An 18,146-nucleotide genomic window follows, 5' to 3' on the forward strand; every position below is an offset into this window, starting at 1 on the left:
ACGTAAGACCCGATAACGTTCGGGCAATAAATGGGAACACCGAACATGCAGAACATTACCCACTCCTGGTTTGTCCAGGGAATGATCAAAGCCACCTCCGACGCCTGGCTGAAGGGCTGGGACGAACGCAACGGCGGCAACCTGACGCTGCGTCTGGATGAGGCGGATATCGCGCCGTTTACCGACGATTTCCACCAGGAGCCGCGCTATATCGCGCTGAGTCAGCCAATGCCGCTGCTGGCGAACACGCCGTTTATCGTCACCGGCTCCGGCAAATTCTTCCGCAACGTACAGCTCGATCCGGCAGCGAATTTAGGCGTGGTGAAAGTGGACAGCGACGGCGCGGGCTACCACATTCTGTGGGGGCTGAATCATGAGGCGGTTCCAACCTCCGAGCTGCCGGCTCACTTCCTCTCCCACTGCGAGCGCATTAACGCCACCGACGGCAAAGACCGCGTGATCATGCATTGCCACGCCACCAACCTGATCGCGCTGACCTACGTGCTGGAAAACAACACGCCGCTTTTCACCCGCAAACTGTGGGAAGGCAGCACCGAGTGCCTGGTGGTGTTCCCGGACGGCGTCGGCATTCTGCCGTGGATGGTGCCGGGCACCGATGAGATCGGTCAGGCCACCGCGCAGGAAATGCAGAAGCATTCGCTGGTGCTGTGGCCCTTCCACGGCGTGTTCGGCAGCGGCCCGACGCTGGATGAAACATTCGGCCTGATCGATACCGCCGAGAAGTCTGCGGAGGTGCTGGTCAAAATCTATTCGATGGGCGGTATGAAGCAAACCATCACGCGTGAAGAACTGGTAGCGCTTGGCAAACGCTTTGGCGTGACTCCGCTTGCCAGTGCATTAGCGTTGTACTGATTCTTCCCGCAATCCAATGCCGGATGGCGGCTTCGCCTTATCCGGCCTATGCCGTAGGCCCGATAAGCGCAACGTCATCGGGCAATAGGGTAACGCGTCAATCTTAAGGAGAATATTCATGAGCTTCATGTTGGCACTTCCCAAAATTAGCCTGCATGGCGCAGGCGCAATCGGCGATATGGTTAACCTCGTCGCGAATAAGCAATGGGGTAAAGCGCTGGTCGTCACTGACGGGCAACTGGTAAAACTGGGCCTGCTGGACAGCCTGTTTGCCGCGCTTGACGCGCATCAGATGTCGTACCACCTTTTCGACGAGGTTTTCCCGAACCCCACTGAAGAACTGGTGCAAAAAGGGTATGCGGCATATCAGGACGCGCAGTGTGATTACATCATCGCCTTCGGCGGTGGCAGCCCGATCGATACCGCCAAAGCGGTCAAAATTCTGACGGCGAATCCTGGCCCCTCTACCGCCTATTCAGGCGTCGGCAAAGTCAAAAACGCGGGCGTTCCGCTGGTGGCGATTAATACCACCGCCGGTACGGCAGCGGAAATGACCAGCAATGCCGTCATTATCGACTCCGCGCGCCAGGTCAAAGAGGTCATCATCGACCCGAATATCATCCCTGATATCGCGGTGGACGACGCCAGCGTTATGCTGGACATCCCGCCATCCGTCACTGCCGCCACCGGCATGGATGCGCTGACCCACGCCATTGAGGCCTATGTCTCGGTTGGCGCGCACCCGCTTACCGACGCCAACGCGCTGGAAGCCATTCGGCTGATTAATCTGTGGCTGCCGAAAGCGGTTGATGACGGCCACAACCTCGAAGCGCGTGAGCAGATGGCGTTTGGCCAGTATCTGGCAGGTATGGCGTTCAACAGCGCTGGTCTTGGTCTGGTACACGCGCTGGCGCATCAGCCAGGCGCCACGCACAACCTGCCGCATGGCGTCTGTAACGCCATCCTGCTGCCGATCATTGAGAACTTTAACCGCCCGAACGCGGTCGCGCGTTTTGCCCGCGTCGCCCAGGCGATGGGCGTCGATACTCAAGGTATGAGCATTGAGGCGGCGAGTATGGAAGCGATCAATGCAATTCGCGCATTGAGCAAACGCGTCGGCATTCCTGAAGGTTTCAGCACACTGGGCGTCACGAAAGACGATATTGAAGGCTGGCTGGACAAAGCGCTGGCAGATCCGTGCGCGCCGTGCAATCCACGCACCGCCAGCCGCGATGACGTCCGCGAGTTGTATCTGGAGGCGCTATGATCCGCAAAGCGTTTGTGATGCAGGTGAATGCCGACGCACACGAGGAGTATCAGCGTCGCCATAATCCCATCTGGCCGGAGCTGGAAAGCGTATTGAAAGCGCATGGCGCGCATCACTATGCGATTTACCTCGATAAAGAACGCAACCTGTTGTTCGCGACCGTCGAGATTGAATCGGAAGAGCGCTGGAATGCCATCGCCAGTACCGACGTGTGCCAGCGTTGGTGGAAGCATATGCGCGACGTGATGCCTGCCAACCCGGATAACAGCCCGGTGAGCGCAGAGCTGAAAGAAGTGTTTTACCTGGCGTAGGCTGTCTGAAGCCGGATGGCGACGCTAACGCGTCTTATCCGGCCTACAGGTAGCAAACGGCACGAAATTGTAGGCCGGATAAGCGTTAGCGCCATCCGGCGTCATAAACCTCATCGCGCGGAATTAATTTTGCTCGGCCACCAGGATCGCCTGCGTATCCACTTCCAGCGCTTTAAAGATGTGCTCCTGATCGGCGGGATAACAAATATAATCGCCCTCGCCTAACTCTTCCGGCGCCTCTGTCAGCCCGACAAGCGCTTTCCCCCGCGTCACAATAATATGCTCCACCGATCCCGGCGGATGTGGATGTGAAATACGATCCGCCCCCGGCTGCGTCAGCAGCAGGTAGATATCGCGCCGCGCCCCTGGCGGACAGGCAGCCAGTAAAATAGCCTGATAGTGGGCCTGTTCCGCCACCACTTTTGTCCCTTCTCCGCGACGAATCACCTGCGTTTTTTGCGCCTGCGGCTCCAGCAGACGTGCAAAGGGAATATCCAGGGCCACGCAAAGCGCCCAGAGCGTTTCCAGGCTAGGATTTCCATTGCCCGCTTCCAGTTGCGACAGGGTAGATTTCGCAATCCCCGCACGCCGGGCGATTTCCGCCAGCGACAGGCCGGTACGCTGACGTTCGCGCACCAGGCTTTTCGCGATCACGCTAATGGGCTGTGTCATTCACGACTCCGCGTTCTTTATATCGAACGAATCGTTCGACTTGTAAATCAATTCTGTTGCGTTCATTATAATGGAAATTCGTTCGATATGGCTAAGATAGTATGAAACATCACCTCTCATGTCTCAGCGGAGACACGATAAAAGCGATATTTTTAGTGTGTCTGGCCGTTGGCGTCGTTGGGATGTCCTACGGATCGCTGGCGATGGCCTACGGCTTCCCGATTTGGGTGCCGTTTGTACTCTCCATTTTTGTCCTGGCGGGGGCGTCCGAATTTATGTTTATCGGCATTGTCGCCAGCGGCGGGAACCCACTGGCCGCCGCCGCTGCCGGTTTGCTGGTGAATGCCCGCCATATTCCATTCGGCGTAACGGTACGTGAACTGGTAGGCACCCGCGCCGCCAGCTTTCTGGGCTGCCATATCATGAATGATGAAAGCGTCGTCTTTGGTCTGTCGCAAAAAACACGGCAACAGCGCAAAGCCGCCTACTGGCTGTGCGGCGCGGGCGTCGCAATTTTTTGGCCACTGGGCGCACTGCTTGGCGCGATGGTCGGCAAACTGCTCCCGGCACCGGAAACCATCGGTCTGGACGCGGTATTTCCCGCCATTTTATTGGCGTTAGTGATCCCGGCGTTCAGGAATCGCACCACGCTGATCCGCGCCTGTAGCGGCGCCGGGCTGTCGCTTGCCGCCGTCCCCTTCGCACCGGTCGGGTTGCCGGTACTGCTCTCTCTGCTTGGCTTACTGACGAGGAAAAAATAATGGGCAACATGACGCTGTTTATCGTCGGTATTGCTGTGTTATCGGCAGGCACCTATCTGATGCGTCTTGGCGGAGCAAAGCTCGGCAACCGGCTGGCGCTCTCCGAACGTTCTCAGGCGCTATTGTCGGATGCGGCAACGGTATTGCTGTTTTCAGTGGCGCTGGCAACCACGTTTTATGAAGGCGAACATTTTGCCGGAATGGCGAGGGTACTGGGCGTCGCGTTCGCTGTTTTCCTGGCGTGGCGCAAAATGCCGCTGATTGTGGTGATTATCGCTGCGGCGGTGGTGACAGCGCTGCTAAGGCTGGCGGGTATGCACTAAATATGAGGCATTTATCGGAATAGTAAAACAGTAAACGCAGAAACGAAAAAAGCGCCCTGAAGGCGCTCTTTCGACAGTTTTGGATCACTTATTTCAGCAGTTCAGCGGTCATATGCACGCGGTTACCGGAGTATGCGGAAGTGATTTTGTAATCACTGGCGCCAGCCTGCTGAGCCTGAGCGGCGATTTTTGCTTCTGCGCTTTCCAGAGTAGAGCCCGTCGCGGTAACAGACTGAGCGGCGAAAGAACCGAAAGAAGTAGCGAGAGCGATAACTGCGACAAAAGTTTTGATGCTTTTCATGATATAAACCCTTTAACTTAGTTGTTTGAGTAAGGCACCGTGCCTTGATGTGATAAATAATAGGCCGGTATTCGAACAACTAAAAGCGGAAGGATTTGCTATTCTTTTTCAAATTTACTGAATAAAATTCAACCTGCCATCAAACGCCGTGGATGCGTATAAATTGTCGCCTTGCCCGGCTTGCAAAAGCCCACCAGCGTCAGGTTACAGCGCTCAGCCACGTCAACCGCTAACGTGGTGGCTGCGGAGACGGCAAACAGGATTTCAACGCCGCACATCGCCGATTTCTGCACCATTTCATAGCTGGCGCGACTGGAGACCAGCACCGCGCCCTGCTGCCAGCTTTCGCCTTCCGTCGCCCGGCGCCCCAGCAGTTTATCCAGCGCGACATGGCGACCGACATCTTCATGCCCGCCCGCTAATTCACCGGACGGCATCGCCCACGCCGCCGCGTGAGTACAGCCGGTAAGCTGACCGACCGGTTGAAAATCAGACAGATGCTTCAACGCGCGATCAAGATTCGCCAGGTCAAAGGTTTGGGTAAACGGGAGCGGCGTAATGGGTTTGCCGATGTCATTCAGCTGCTCCACGCCGCAAACGCCGCAGCCGGTACGCCCGGCCAGGGCGCGACGACGTTCTTTCAGCCCCATAAAGCGGCGGCTGGAAAGCTCAATCTGCACTTCAAGGCCGTTGCAGGAAGGAACGACATCCATGCCATAAATATCCTGCGGACATTCAATAATGCCTTCCGACAGTGAAAAACCGATCGCGAATTGTTCCAGATCTTTCGGCGTGGTCATCATCACCACATGGGAAATGCCGTTATAGACCAGCGCGACAGGAACTTCCGTCGCCAGCATATCCGGTTTTGATTGCGTCAGGCACCCGCGCGTCCAGACGGCATGAGAAACAGCGCCCTCCGGGGATGAATTTTGATGGTCAGACAAAGCAGCTTCCTGGTATGGACTCACGATAAGAGAGATTACGTTCAGGCAGGATGAGAGCGCCTTTGCGCATTTAACTGCGGTTATTGTCCTCCATTATTTTTGTGAGGTCAAAACCGGGGCAAAACCGCCCCGGTCGGCAGGATGAGAACGCTAGTTAGCCGCGAGAGCGTCAAACGACACGGTGTAGGTTTCTTCCAGATCCTGCGTATTGCTGGTCTGGAAAGCTTTATCGGCAAGATAAGTGGTGATCATCAGTGTTGCAACCCACTGTTTTCCTGCCACTTCCTGGCCGTTTACCGCAGCAGCGGACATATCCGGCAACAGCGTCATTTCCGCAGCGCCACCCGATACCTGCGCCGCGCCCCGGGGAACCGAAGCCAACTGAACGGGAGCGTTATCGACTCTGGCATTTTTCATTTTAATCGACATCGCGCCGTTGTCAGAAAACCGCCAGGCCTGCCCCTGCCGGGCGGGGCCATCCACAAAGAGCCGAATTTTATGTTCATCAGTACAGATGACGGAGACCTGTAACTCCCGGGTGACGGAGGCATAACCGTGATACATATTCCCGGCGTATTCGGTGCTCCCCTCCCTCATATCCTCCCTGCGGAACCGCCCATAGTCGACCTGTTTTGTCGAAGATAAAATCTGACAGTCGCCTTCTTCCGCCAGTGCGGATGGCGCATTCCCACACAAGAAACCCGCCAGTAATACAGGCATAAAAACGCTAAGGTGTTTCATGGAGCCAGCTCCCTGTTTCATTAGAGACATTTCCCTTTTATCTCCTCGTAGAATTTCTGCGGATCGGCTTCCGGCAGGGTGTAGTTCAGTTTGCATCGTCCACCGTCCACCTTCGCATACAGCTGATGGCTTGCTGAGATATCATTCAGGAAGATCAAACCGTCCTCTGGCGCGGAAGTGATGTATTCCCCGGCGTCGTTGACAATGGAGACGCCTTTCGGCAACGGAGTACCGTCTGCACGCATGACAGAGAGCAGCACGCGCCGCTGACTCAGCGTGGTGAATTGCCATTTCGCGACCGCCCCGTGCGACGCTTTAATCGCCGTCCGGCCATTATTGACGTCAAGATTGCCCGGAAGACTTTGGGTATTGAGTTCCAGCGTACTTTCATGGAACGGCGTCAATGACGGGACAACGGCCTGACCCCATTTATCGGTCCAGACGGGCCCGCGCGACGTCACGATTTCGATACCGGCAACAGGCTTGTCCAGTTGGGTAATGGCATACGTGTCCGCGACCGGATACGGTGAGAAGGTCACGCCATCGTCATGCGCCACAATGCCGCCACTCAATGCGGCAGAGTAGTTCGTATTGCTGTCGTTATCGCCGCCAGCCGCCACGGACAGCGTGGTATAGTGAAGATTGCTGTTAAGCGAGCTATCCCAGTCGGTAACACTTTCGTCCTGATCGCGAGACACGCCGACCGTGTATTGGTTGTCGTCATTCAGCGACCCCATCGCCCGCGTGCCATAAGAGCTTCTTCCTTCACTCTCGCGATACCACGAGTTCGTTGAAACACCGGTACGGCCTAACGGAACAGAAACGTTCACGTAGAACATATCGTGATCGCTCTCATCCCCACGACTGATATCCGATTCCCAGTTCACGCTGACGCTGAAATATTTATAGGTTTGCGACCAGGAAGAGATAATGCGGCGGCTATTATAGTCGCTGTCCCAGGCCTCATTACGGTAGTAGCCGAGTGAAAAACGCCCCAGAAGCGTATCCGACCAACTGACCGCGACGTTCGTATCGTATTTCGTTGGGGAGTAATCATCGTCGTCGCTATACAGTTCCTGCATTTCGCGATAGTCCGCCGTGCCGTAGCTGCCGCCCAGCGAAATCCCCATCCCCCAGGGCAAGGAATACCCAAGATCCAGCGTGGTTTTGTGTCCATCAGTCTGGCTACGGTTATCGATCGACCCAAGAAACCCGAGCGAGGCATATAAATTCTGTACGGGAACGGTATCCACATTGGCAGAGAAACCGTAATAGTGGTTATCCGCCATCACCATTCCGGCCATGAGATTCATACGATTATTCACTGACCAGCCATCAGACGCCGACACAATCCAGGGCTGCTCAAAATTCGTGTCCATATCTTCCGCACGCCCCACGGCCAGAGAAAAGCCCGGCGCCCTGCCGACATGGTTGCTACGAAACGTGCTCGCCGATACGGTAAAATGGCTTTCGCTTCCATCGGTCTCCGTCACCGTGACATTCAGGTCGGTGTTGAGGTTAGCAATGGGCACATCGGTTAAGGTAAAGGGGCCAGCGGGAACAAGCGTTGAATAGATGATCTGCCCGCCCTGGCGAATATCCACGCGCGCCTGAGAATATCTGGCGATCCCCGTCACCTCGACGCCGCTCCCCTCGTTCGGCAGCAGGGTATTATCCGGCATGACTTGCACACCGTAGACCGATGGAATACTAAAGCGGCTGTTGGCAATGTTGATTTGCCCGCCCTGCACCATCACGCCATAGTCGGCGAAAGTGCGTTGCGCGTAGGTATAATACGAGTCGGTTTCTAATTCCTGGTCGCTGCCGTCGCTGACGAATTGTGTGCTGCGCACAATCCAGTCACCCGCATTAAAACCAAGTTCAAACGTTGACTGAAAGCGGTCTGAATTATCGCCGTCATATTTATAATGCGTGCCAAACATGGAGTAATTCAGCATTGCGGCATGACCACCGCGAACGTCCGCGACCTGTCGGTTATTATCTGGATCAATCGCTTCCTGCGGAACAACCAGCGACATTTCTTCTGTTTCAGGCGTAGCGCTAACGGTTGCCGTAGACCAGTATTGATGGATCAGCGGGCAGGTTTCTCTTTTTATTTTCGTGATGAGTCCTGCGCTTTCCAGAAATGCTTTATCAATACAGGGCTGCCCTTCCTCATTAAACTTAACCGACATGACACTGTGTTTCTTGCCATTAATAATAACGGTCACATTATGGACACCAGGAGTGAACCGGGACGCTAAGGAATAATAATCAGCAATCACAGGATCGAGACCATTAGATTCTAATGCATCAGTATCAAATACCGCTCTCGCCAACTCCATCGTTCCAGTAGAGGTCGGCATTATTTCCGCCCGTATACTGAAAGCGATTGCCGTCAGACAAAACACAATAATTCCTTTTTTAGCGGAACCGCGAATCATAACCACTCCATGTGTTTTACAATAAACTGAGATTAATTATTTTATTTCTGCGACAAAACTCTTCGCCTTATAGCCATAGCGCGTAGCAGGATACATTTCGATATTTTTATCCAGTGCGGATAATGTGGTCGAGGCATGGGCACTTATTGTTTCACCCGGCAGAATATAAGCCTTTGGTAAATCAGCGTGCGCACCTGATGGCAATAATTTTACTTTCTGCTCCAGACGGATAACATAAGGCGTTTTATTTTCCACGCTGAGTTTTCCGCCGCGCATATGCCACTGGAGATCTTTCCACGGCTCCATATTCACGTCTAAACCCGAAGGATGAATAATGACGGGAAGGTTTTGGCTAAAGACCACTTTAACTTTGTTTTTATCCCGTTGCGGGATGGTCGTAAAAATAACGCGCTTCAAATGCTCAACTTTTAACGGCTCCGCGTTATTTTTAAGAACGAATCGCACACGTTGCGTCTTACCGGCATCAACACGCGTAACGGGTTGCGTGACAATCAGGCCAGGCTGCGGATCGTCTGGAAGATTGACGATTTTGGTATACAAGAGCTGGGCATCAGCATCGGTGTTTTTAACATCCATACTGCCGCCTTGCTCTTCTTCATTAATCAGCAGCAGCGACGTGTCGGGCACCATCCCGGCGGCCAGACAGTTAAATGACGCCAATAAACAGGCGCAGATTAATGTTTTCTTGAAGGAAAGCATAATATTAGTCCATTAATATTCATAACTGCTCCCCATAGTAATATGGGGAGCATCTACGATACGTGCAGTGTAATTACAGGTATACCAGCTCTACGGTGGTTAAGCCGTCAAGCGTCGCTTCATCGGTAATTTGCAGATCGTCTGTCGGGTTGATAATCGCGGACACACCGACGTTAAAGTTGACTTTTGTTTGCGGTTCTGGCGCAGAAGCCGAGCTTTTACCAAAGCTGTAAACCTCGCTGTTATTATTTATGATCTGCATATAGCTGTTGCCTGCTTTTGTTCCCCAGCTAGTGCCGTCATTTGCTGAGAAATAGGCAACCAGGTTATCGCCATTGCCGTTAGTCAGCGTTCCTGAATCAATCTGAATACCCAGCGCATATGCCCCAATTTTCTGGCTACCGTACAGCCCCAGGCCAAAAAGATAATTAGCAGAAGAAATGAAATCAGTCGATGCGAAATTAATGGCATAACCGGTGGTCGGTGCAGAAGCGCTATGCATATCAGTAAAAGAAACGCCGACACGCGTATCTTCTTCACAGGTAATGGCGACTGGCACGGTTTTAATGTCAGGCAGCGCGGTTGGCGTAGTTGAATTTAATGACGCCACTTTGATGGTGCCAAAATCAGCGATACCGCCGCCGCTTGGGAATGACGGAATACAGGAAGCAGGAACAATTTTCCCTGATACTTTAATATCAACGCTCGGTGCCGCCATAACGGAAGAAGCCGTCAGCGCCAGCACAGACACCATCAGGCTTTTTTTTAAAAAAACATTCATTTTTATTTCCTTATAAAAGAAGCCACTTTATATAATGATGACCTCTGCATATTTCAAAAAATTGACATGACACCAACATACAATATTGGTTGGCGAAATTTATCATTTGTCAAAAAACCATACAATCGAAAGATTATTTTTAAGAATTTATTCCAGGAAAATCCTCAAAGGAAATCCTTATATATATTCACCAAACATATACAATGATTCATATAAAAGATTAAATCCCGTTATTGTATAAATAATAAATATTATCTACCGCCAGAAAAGTCGATCCATCCAGAACTACCGATAAAGAATGCTGATACCTCATCTCTTTTCGAACAACAACACAATTATTTAACATAGTGATGATTACGCAGCGAAATTTATTAACTCTAAAGTATTAGCTCCTGCTTTTTCGGTTGCAAAGCTCGTCATTCATTATACTTCAATGTGATAAGCATCACATTTTCATGTTGCCATCATGAAAACTCATTCACTTTTATTTAACCGCAACAGAACACACCTACCAACATTATGGTATCCTGAGTTATATCCCTCCCGGAACTGAGGGAATGCGCAAATTCTTCCCTTTGCGGCCGGTTTCATGGTGGTCCGCAAAGTAAAACTACATAGCAATGTCGAAACAAGGAGCAAACCATGCAGGTCAGCAGAAGGCAGTTCTTTAAGATCTGCGCTGGCGGTATGGCAGGCACCACGGCGGCGGCACTGGGTTTCGCACCCAGCGTAGCGCTAGCGGAAACACGGCAATATAAATTGCTGCGCACCCGCGAAACCCGTAACACCTGCACTTACTGTTCCGTTGGTTGTGGGCTGTTAATGTACAGCCTCGGCGACGGTGCAAAAAACGCCAAAGCATCTATCTTCCACATCGAGGGCGATCCGGATCATCCGGTCAGCCGTGGCGCGCTTTGCCCGAAAGGGGCCGGTCTGGTGGACTTCATTCACTCCGAAAGCCGCCTGAAATACCCGGAATACCGCGCGCCAGGTTCAGATAAATGGCAGCAAATCAGTTGGGATGAGGCATTCGACCGCATCGCTAAACTGATGAAAGAAGACCGCGACGCCAACTACGTTGCGCAGAACGCCGAAGGCGTGACCGTTAACCGCTGGCTCTCCACCGGGATGCTGTGCGCTTCCGCATCCAGTAACGAAACCGGCTATTTAACGCAAAAATTCTCCCGCGCGCTCGGTATGCTCGCGGTCGACAACCAGGCGCGTGTCTGACACGGACCAACGGTAGCAAGTCTTGCTCCAACATTTGGTCGCGGTGCGATGACCAACCACTGGGTCGACATGAAGAACGCCAACCTCATCGTGGTGATGGGCGGTAACGCCGCTGAAGCCCACCCGGTAGGGTTCCGTTGGGCGATGGAAGCTAAAATTCACAACGGCGCGAAGCTGATTGTGATTGATCCTCGCTTCACGCGTACGGCGTCGGTGGCCGATTTCTATGCCCCTATCCGTTCCGGTACTGACATTGCCTTCCTGTCAGGCGTACTGCTGTACCTGCTGAACAACGAAAAATACAACCGCGAATACACCGAAGCCTATACCAACGCCAGCCTGATCGTGCGTGAAGATTTTGGCTTCGAAGATGGCCTGTTTACGGGCTATGACGCGGATAAACGCAAGTACGACAAAACCAGTTGGGCCTACGAACTGGATGAAAATGGCTTCGCTAAACGCGATACCACGCTGCAACATCCTCGCTGCGTGTGGAACCTGCTCAAGCAGCACGTTTCCCGCTATACGCCGGAGGTGGTGGAAAATATCTGCGGCACGCCGAAAGCCGATTTCCTGAAAGTATGCGAATACATTGCGGAAACCAGCGTCAAAGATAAAACCGCGTCGTTCCTGTATGCCCTCGGCTGGACGCAGCACTCCATCGGCGCGCAAAACATCCGCACGATGGCGATGATCCAACTGTTGCTCGGCAACATGGGGATGGCTGGCGGCGGCGTCAACGCGCTGCGCGGTCACTCCAACATTCAGGGGCTGACTGACTTAGGGTTGCTGTCGCAAAGCCTGACGGGTTACATGACGCTGCCCAGCGAAAAACAGACCGACCTGCAAACCTACCTTGCCGCCAACACGCCAAAACCGCTGCTGGAAGGTCAGGTCAACTACTGGAGCAACTACCCGAAATTCTTCGTTTCTATGATGAAAGCCTTCTTTGGCGATAACGCGACGAAGGAAAACGACTGGGGCTTCGACTGGTTGCCGAAGTGGGACAAAGGGTACGACGTCCTGCAATACTTCGAGATGATGAACGAAGGCAAGGTCAATGGCTATCTCTGCCAGGGCTTTAACCCGGTCGCCTCATTCCCGAACAAAAACAAAGTGGTTGCGTCACTCTCTAAACTGAAGTTCCTGGTGACTATCGACCCGCTCAATACCGAAACGTCCACCTTCTGGCAAAACCACGGTGAGTCGAACGATGTTGATCCGTCGAAAATCCAGACCGAAGTGTTCCGTCTGCCGTCAACCTGCTTTGCCGAAGAGAACGGCTCTATCGTCAACTCCGGCCGCTGGCTGCAATGGCACTGGAAAGGCGCGGACGCCCCCGGCGACGCCGTAACCGACGGCGAGATCCTGGCCGGTATCTTCTTACGCCTGCGTAAGATGTACGCCGAGCAAGGCGGCGCGAACCCGGAACAGGTGCTGAATATGACCTGGAACTACTCCACGCCGCATGAACCGTCTTCGGAAGAAGTGGCGATGGAAAGTAACGGTAAGGCGCTGGCCGATCTTATCGACCCGGCAACGGGGGCGGTGATCGTGAAGAAAGGCCAACAGCTCAGCTCGTTCGCCCAGCTACGTGACGATGGTACCACGTCCAGCGGATGCTGGATTTTCGCCGGTAGCTGGACGCCGGAAGGCAACCAGATGGCGCGCCGCGATAACTCCGATCCGTCAGGCCTCGGCAATACGCTGGGGTGGGCATGGGCATGGCCGCTGAACCGCCGCATTCTGTATAACCGCGCCTCCGCCGATCCACAGGGCAACCCGTGGGATCCGAAGCGCCAAATCCTGAAATGGGACGGTGCGAAATGGGGCGGGATGGATATCCCGGACTACAGCGCCGCTGCGCCGGGTAGCAACGTCGGGCCGTTCATCATGCAGCCGGAAGGGATGGGTCGCCTGTTCGCGCTCGACAAGATGGCGGAAGGGCCGTTCCCGGAACACTACGAGCCGTTTGAAACGCCGCTGGGGACGAACCCGCTGCACCCGAACGTTATCTCCAACCCTGCCGCCCGTATCTTTAAAGGCGACGCAGAGGCGTTGGGTAAAGCCGATAAGTTCCCTTACGTCGGAACAACTTACCGTCTGACCGAGCACTTCCACTACTGGACCAAACACGCGCTGCTTAACGCTATCGCGCAGCCGGAACAGTTTGTGGAGATCGGCGAGAAGCTGGCGAACAAGCTCGGCATCGTGCATGGCGATACCGTAAAAGTCTCCTCCAACCGTGGCTATATCAAAGCCAAGGCGGTAGTGACCAAGCGCATTCGCACGCTGAAAGCAGACGGCAAGGATATCGATACCATCGGTATTCCTATTCATTGGGGCTACGAAGGGGTGGCGAAAAAAGGCTTTATCGCCAATACGCTTACGCCATTCGTCGGTGATGCGAACACGCAGACGCCGGAGTTCAAGTCCTTCCTGGTGAATGTGGAAAAGGTGTAACGGAGACGACCTATGGCTTATCAATCGCAAGACATCGTTCGTCGTTCCGCGACTAACGGTTTCACTCCCGCGCCACAGGCGCGGGATCACCAGCAAGAGGTGGCGAAGCTTATCGACGTCACCACCTGTATTGGCTGTAAAGCCTGTCAGGTGGCCTGTTCGGAATGGAACGACATCCGTGATGAAGTGGGCAGCAACATCGGGGTGTACGACAACCCGGCTGATCTGACCGCAAAATCCTGGACGGTGATGCGCTTCTCGGAAGTGGAGCAAGACGACAAACTGGAATGGCTTATCCGTAAGGATGGCTGTATGCACTGCGCCGATCCGGGCTGCCTGAAGGCATGTCCGGCAGAAGGGGCTATCATTCAGTATGCCAACGGCATTGTCGACTTCCAGTCTGAACAGTGCATCGGCTGCGGCTACTGCATCGCCGGTTGTCCGTTCGATGTGCCGCGCCTCAACCCGGACGACAACCGCGTTTATAAATGTACGCTGTGCGTTGACCGCGTGGTGGTGGGGCAAGAACCGGCCTGCGTGAAGACCTGCCCGACTGGCGCTATCCACTTTGGTTCCAAAGAGGCGATGAAGACGCTGGCAGGCGAACGTGTGGCGGAGCTGAAAACCCGTGGTTACGACAATGCAGGTCTGTACGATCCGGCGGGCGTCGGCGGTACTCACGTCATGTACGTGCTGCACCATGCCGACAAACCGAATCTGTACCACGGTCTGCCGGAAAACCCGGAAATCAGCGCGACGGTGAAATTCTGGAAAGGCATCTGGAAACCTCTCGCAGCGGTCGGCTTTGCCGCGACCTTTGCGGCCAGCATCTTCCACTATGTCGGTGTCGGCCCGAACCGTGCAGATGAGGAAGAAGACAATCTGCATGAAGAGAAAGACGAGGTGCGCAAATGAAACGACGTGACACCATCGTGCGCTATACGGCGCCGGAACGCATCAACCACTGGGTAACCGCCTTCTGTTTCGTACTGGCGGCGGTGAGCGGACTGGGCTTTTTGTTCCCGTCCTTCAACTGGCTGATGCATATCATGGGCACCCCACAGCTGGCGCGCATTGTGCACCCGTTCGTGGGCGTGATCATGTTCGCCTCATTCATCATCATGTTTTTCCGTTACTGGCACCACAATCTAATCAATCGGGATGATATCTTTTGGGCGAAGAATATTCGTAAGATCGTCGTCAACGAGGAAGTCGGCGACACCGGACGTTATAACTTCGGCCAGAAATGCGTATTCTGGGCGGCGATTATTTTCCTGGTCCTGTTGCTGGTCAGCGGAGTGATCATCTGGCGTCCGTATTTTGCGCCTGCTTTCTCAATCCCGGTGATCCGATTCGCGTTAATGCTGCATTCATTTGCCGCAGTAGCGTTAATTGTGGTTATCATGGTGCACATTTACGCCGCCCTCTGGGTGAAAGGCACCATTACCGCGATGGTGGAGGGATGGGTAACCCGGTCATGGGCGAAGAAACATCACCCGCGCTGGTACCGTGAAGTCCGCCAGAAACAGGAAAAGTCATCTGAATGAGTATTCGCATAATCCCGCAAGATGAGCTGGAGAAGAGCGAGAAACGTACGGCGGATATGATTCCGCCGTTATTGTTCCCCCGGCTCAAAAATTTGTATAACCGCCGCGCCGAGCGTCTGCGCGAGCTGGCCGAAAACAACCCGCTGGGCGATTACCTGCGCTTTGCCGCGCTGATCGCACATGCCCAGGAAGTGGTGCTGTACGACCATCCGCTGGAGATGGATCTGACCGCGCGCATCAAAGAAGCGAACGCGCAGGGCAAACCGCCGCTGGACATTCACGTTTTACCGCGCGATAAGCACTGGCAGAAACTGCTGCATTCGCTGATTGCTGAGCTGAAACCGGAGATGAGCGGCCCCGCGCTGGCGGTAATCGAAAATCTGGAGAAGGCTTCGGAACAGGAACTGGAGCAAATGGCGAGCGCGCTGTTTGAATCCGATTTTGCCTCCGTCAGCAGTGATAAGGCCCCGTTTATCTGGGCGGCGCTGTCGCTCTATTGGGCGCAAATGGCCAGCCTGATCCCCGGTAAAGCCCGTGCGGAGTACGGCGAACAGCGTCAGTATTGCCCGGTGTGCGGCTCAATGCCGGTTTCCAGCATGGTGCAAATCGGCACCACGCAGGGTCTGCGTTACCTGCACTGCAACCTGTGCGAAACCGAGTGGCATGTGGTGCGCGTCAAATGCAGCAACTGCGAGCAGAGTCGCGATCTGCACTACTGGTCGCTGGATAACGAACAGGCGTCGATTAAAGCAGAAAGCTGTGGCGACTGCGGTACTTACCTGAAAATTCTGTATCAGGAAAAAGACCCGAAAGTGGAAGCCGTCGCCGACGATCTCGCCTCACTGGTGCTGGACGCGCGCATGGAGCAAGAGGGCTTTGCCCGTAGTTCCATCAACCCGTTCCTGTTCCCGGGCGAAGGGGAGTAATTCTGACGTCAGGTCGGGTGGCGCGTGCCGCCCGGCTTATAAATGATAAGGCGTAATGACTCCCGGAATCCCCGCGAAGTCCTTTGTATTGCGCGTCACGAGCGCAAAACGATGAATGTGCGCTGTAGCCAGAATAACCGCATCCGGCAACTTCATCCCGTATTCCTGCCTGAGACTGACACTTCTTTCGGCAATATCCTGTGAAACGCCGATAACGTTAAAAGCGCTCAATGCTATACGTGTGCGGGATTCCTGATGGTATTTTTTTGCCCCTACCATCACTTCCATCCAGGTAATGAGACTAATGGCATTCTGGGGTGAGTAAGCTTCGAGAGCCTTCTTCGCTTCACCACGCCCGCTAAATAAATCAATGAGAATATTGGTGTCAAACAACACCGGACCTTTAATCATCACCACTCCTCGCGAAGTTTCCTTTCGTATTCAACGCCATCTTCTTCGCAACCTTGCCAGAGCCCCAGCGCATCGGAAATAGTGGTTTCGGCTTGTCCCTGCCTTTCCAGGTATTGTTCAACTGCTTCGCGTAATAGCTCTGCTCGCGGAAGATTACGCTGTTGTTTGAGGTCATCAAGCCGCTTGATAACTTCATCGGATAAATCAAGTAATATTCTGCCCATTTCCATTCCAGCCATCATACTCATATATACCTCCAGTATATCATTGGCGATTAATTTTCAAACAACATACACTGATGAAAGACCAGAAAAAAGACTTTATGAGCGCGATTTTTGCTTTTACGAGCCGCTTTCCAGAATTGCAACCTCGTCAGCACTCCCCGTTTCTTTTCGCTAAAAACCAGGTTATAACGCTGTATATCCATATAGATTAAGGGAGTAAAATATCGAATAAAGGAGGATTACCCCCTTTATCCTACTCTTCCTCGTTGCCGCCCTCTTCATAGGGGCCAAACGGTTTTGCCGGCAATACGATATAAATACCTTCAAAAACTGCGCCTGACGTCTCGTCGCCAAACAACTCCACTTGCAGTTGCACGCGTGCTTTACGGCCTCGCGCCAACCTGTCCAGATCGCCGCTCAACGACCCCAGATCGGCAATTGCGCTGGGTTTGCCGCTGATGGGCCTGCTGTAGCGAATATGCGCATCGGCGAGAATAATCGTACCGCCCAGATGACGCTCGCGCAGCATGAGCCAGATCAGCCCCCAGCCGGTAAGCGTTGCCAGTGAAAACAAACTCCCGGCAAACAACGTGTGGTGCGGATTCTGATTGCCCGTTTCAGGCATGGTCGTAATAAATTTCTGACCAGTGTACTGCTGAATGCGCACCCCCATTTTTTCACTTAACGGGATGTGCTCATACCAGGCCTGCTGAAGCTGCCCACACCAGTCGCCACGGTGCAGAATGTCATCCAGCGTCGCGACCGGTTTAATCATCAGAAAATGGCGAACCGGCGTGGTTTGCGGGGTCGTGATTTCCCCTTGATTCACAAAGCCAAGTTTGGCGAAGAACGCTACCGCATCTTCACGGGCGCTACAGGTGACGCGTTTTACCCCTTCCTGGCGCGCCACGGACTCCAGGGTCATCGCCATCAACGTTCCCAGCCCTTTATCCTGAACAGACGGTTCAACGGCCATGAAACGAATAGAAGCTTCGTTATCCGCATTGATATACAAACGCCCTACCGCAACCAGGTTCCCCTCTTCATCCACCACCATTTGATGATGCGCCATCGCATCCCAGGCATCGCGTTCGGAGCCTTTCGGCTGGTGGAGCGGTTTGCGCAGCATTTCCCAGCGAAACTGGTAGTAACGTGCTAATTCTTCTTCTGTTTGCGGTACTCGAAGGTGATACATAGCTGTACT

The 18,146-nt window shown here is 53.7% G+C and carries 19 protein-coding genes; 9 read left to right on the forward strand and 10 right to left on the reverse strand.

Annotated features, from left to right (window positions below):
* Nucleotides 1-45 precede the first annotated feature (45 nt).
* The 3 genes from rhaD (at nucleotide 46) to rhaM (ending at nucleotide 2,451) form a co-directional block, all read left to right on the forward strand.
* The gene (gene rhaD / locus OGV50_RS07160; protein WP_012133901.1) at nucleotides 46-873 is read left to right on the forward strand and encodes a rhamnulose-1-phosphate aldolase; all 828 of its coding nucleotides are present in this window, start codon (nucleotides 46-48) and stop codon (nucleotides 871-873) included.
* Between the two features lie 118 nt (nucleotides 874-991).
* Entirely contained in the window at nucleotides 992-2,140 is a 1,149-nt protein-coding gene (gene fucO / locus OGV50_RS07165) for a lactaldehyde reductase (RefSeq protein WP_058668376.1), read from the forward strand.
* Nucleotides 2,137-2,451 (forward strand): L-rhamnose mutarotase, encoded by a 315-nt coding sequence (gene rhaM, locus OGV50_RS07170; protein WP_012133904.1) that lies wholly within the window; start codon nucleotides 2,137-2,139, stop codon nucleotides 2,449-2,451. Before fucO ends, rhaM begins: the two co-directional genes overlap by 4 nt.
* 123 nt (nucleotides 2,452-2,574) lie before the next feature.
* Here the strand turns inward: rhaM and OGV50_RS07175 are convergent, their stop codons facing one another.
* Nucleotides 2,575-3,123: a helix-turn-helix domain-containing protein gene (locus OGV50_RS07175; protein ID WP_200093313.1), complete on the reverse strand. Its 549-nt coding sequence runs from the start codon at nucleotides 3,121-3,123 to the stop codon at nucleotides 2,575-2,577.
* A 101-nt stretch (nucleotides 3,124-3,224) separates the two neighbouring features.
* Between OGV50_RS07175 and OGV50_RS07180 the strand changes: the two genes are divergently transcribed.
* Entirely contained in the window at nucleotides 3,225-3,884 is a 660-nt protein-coding gene (locus OGV50_RS07180) for an AzlC family ABC transporter permease (protein ID WP_047459858.1), read from the forward strand.
* Entirely contained in the window at nucleotides 3,884-4,207 is a 324-nt protein-coding gene (locus OGV50_RS07185; protein ID WP_012133907.1) for an AzlD domain-containing protein, read from the forward strand. Before OGV50_RS07180 ends, OGV50_RS07185 begins: the two co-directional genes overlap by 1 nt.
* An 88-nt stretch (nucleotides 4,208-4,295) precedes the next feature.
* On the opposite strand, the gene OGV50_RS07190 is transcribed toward OGV50_RS07185, so the two are convergent.
* From OGV50_RS07190 to OGV50_RS07215, 6 genes are all read right to left on the reverse strand, one after another.
* The gene (locus tag OGV50_RS07190; protein ID WP_012133908.1) at nucleotides 4,296-4,508 is read right to left on the reverse strand and encodes a YdgH/BhsA/McbA-like domain containing protein; all 213 of its coding nucleotides are present in this window, start codon (nucleotides 4,506-4,508) and stop codon (nucleotides 4,296-4,298) included.
* A gap of 128 nt (nucleotides 4,509-4,636) precedes the next feature.
* Nucleotides 4,637-5,389, reverse strand: a complete 753-nt coding sequence (gene fdhD / locus OGV50_RS07195) for a formate dehydrogenase accessory sulfurtransferase FdhD (protein WP_320337776.1) — start codon at nucleotides 5,387-5,389, stop codon at nucleotides 4,637-4,639.
* Between the two features lie 216 nt (nucleotides 5,390-5,605).
* Nucleotides 5,606-6,217: a DUF1120 domain-containing protein gene (locus OGV50_RS07200; RefSeq protein ID WP_114848732.1), complete on the reverse strand. Its 612-nt coding sequence runs from the start codon at nucleotides 6,215-6,217 to the stop codon at nucleotides 5,606-5,608.
* Entirely contained in the window at nucleotides 6,217-8,640 is a 2,424-nt protein-coding gene (locus tag OGV50_RS07205; protein WP_071259459.1) for a fimbrial biogenesis outer membrane usher protein, read from the reverse strand. The genes OGV50_RS07200 and OGV50_RS07205 overlap by 1 nt, the downstream gene beginning before the upstream one ends.
* A gap of 36 nt (nucleotides 8,641-8,676) precedes the next feature.
* Nucleotides 8,677-9,360 carry a fimbria/pilus chaperone family protein gene (locus OGV50_RS07210; protein ID WP_200031590.1) on the reverse strand — a complete coding sequence of 228 codons (684 nt, stop codon included), beginning with the start codon at nucleotides 9,358-9,360 and terminating at the stop codon, nucleotides 8,677-8,679.
* Nucleotides 9,361-9,433: 73 nt separating this feature from the next.
* The gene (locus OGV50_RS07215) at nucleotides 9,434-10,141 is read right to left on the reverse strand and encodes a DUF1120 domain-containing protein (RefSeq protein WP_200031592.1); all 708 of its coding nucleotides are present in this window, start codon (nucleotides 10,139-10,141) and stop codon (nucleotides 9,434-9,436) included.
* Nucleotides 10,142-10,783: 642 nt separating this feature from the next.
* Here OGV50_RS07215 and fdnG point away from each other — a divergent pair.
* Genes fdnG through fdhE form a run of 4 tightly spaced genes read left to right on the forward strand, consistent with a single transcriptional unit; the run spans nucleotide 10,784 to nucleotide 16,307 of the window.
* The gene (gene fdnG / locus OGV50_RS07220; RefSeq protein ID WP_200093317.1) at nucleotides 10,784-13,834 is read left to right on the forward strand and encodes a formate dehydrogenase-N subunit alpha; all 3,051 of its coding nucleotides are present in this window, start codon (nucleotides 10,784-10,786) and stop codon (nucleotides 13,832-13,834) included.
* A gap of 12 nt (nucleotides 13,835-13,846) precedes the next feature.
* Nucleotides 13,847-14,749, forward strand: a complete 903-nt coding sequence (gene fdoH, locus OGV50_RS07225) for a formate dehydrogenase O subunit beta (protein ID WP_071259455.1) — start codon at nucleotides 13,847-13,849, stop codon at nucleotides 14,747-14,749.
* A complete protein-coding gene (fdoI, locus tag OGV50_RS07230) occupies nucleotides 14,746-15,381 on the forward strand; it encodes a formate dehydrogenase cytochrome b556 subunit (RefSeq protein WP_049011887.1) in 636 nt (211 codons plus the stop codon). The genes fdoH and fdoI overlap by 4 nt, the downstream gene beginning before the upstream one ends.
* Nucleotides 15,378-16,307 (forward strand): formate dehydrogenase accessory protein FdhE, encoded by a 930-nt coding sequence (gene fdhE, locus OGV50_RS07235; protein WP_047459875.1) that lies wholly within the window; start codon nucleotides 15,378-15,380, stop codon nucleotides 16,305-16,307. Before fdoI ends, fdhE begins: the two co-directional genes overlap by 4 nt.
* A 36-nt stretch (nucleotides 16,308-16,343) precedes the next feature.
* Here fdhE and OGV50_RS07240 read toward each other — a convergent pair whose 3' ends face one another.
* From OGV50_RS07240 to fabY, 3 genes are all read right to left on the reverse strand, one after another.
* Nucleotides 16,344-16,718, reverse strand: coding sequence for a type II toxin-antitoxin system VapC family toxin (locus tag OGV50_RS07240; protein ID WP_012133919.1), 375 nt, complete (start codon nucleotides 16,716-16,718; stop codon nucleotides 16,344-16,346).
* Nucleotides 16,718-16,960: a ribbon-helix-helix domain-containing protein gene (locus OGV50_RS07245; RefSeq protein WP_160880417.1), complete on the reverse strand. Its 243-nt coding sequence runs from the start codon at nucleotides 16,958-16,960 to the stop codon at nucleotides 16,718-16,720. Before OGV50_RS07245 ends, OGV50_RS07240 begins: the two co-directional genes overlap by 1 nt.
* A gap of 235 nt (nucleotides 16,961-17,195) precedes the next feature.
* Nucleotides 17,196-18,137, reverse strand: a complete 942-nt coding sequence (fabY, locus tag OGV50_RS07250) for a fatty acid biosynthesis protein FabY (protein WP_024130670.1) — start codon at nucleotides 18,135-18,137, stop codon at nucleotides 17,196-17,198.
* Nucleotides 18,138-18,146 lie beyond the last annotated feature (9 nt).

Source organism: Citrobacter sp. CK180, from assembly GCF_030333655.1.
In the GTDB taxonomy this organism is placed as follows: domain Bacteria; phylum Pseudomonadota; class Gammaproteobacteria; order Enterobacterales; family Enterobacteriaceae; genus Citrobacter_B; species Citrobacter_B koseri.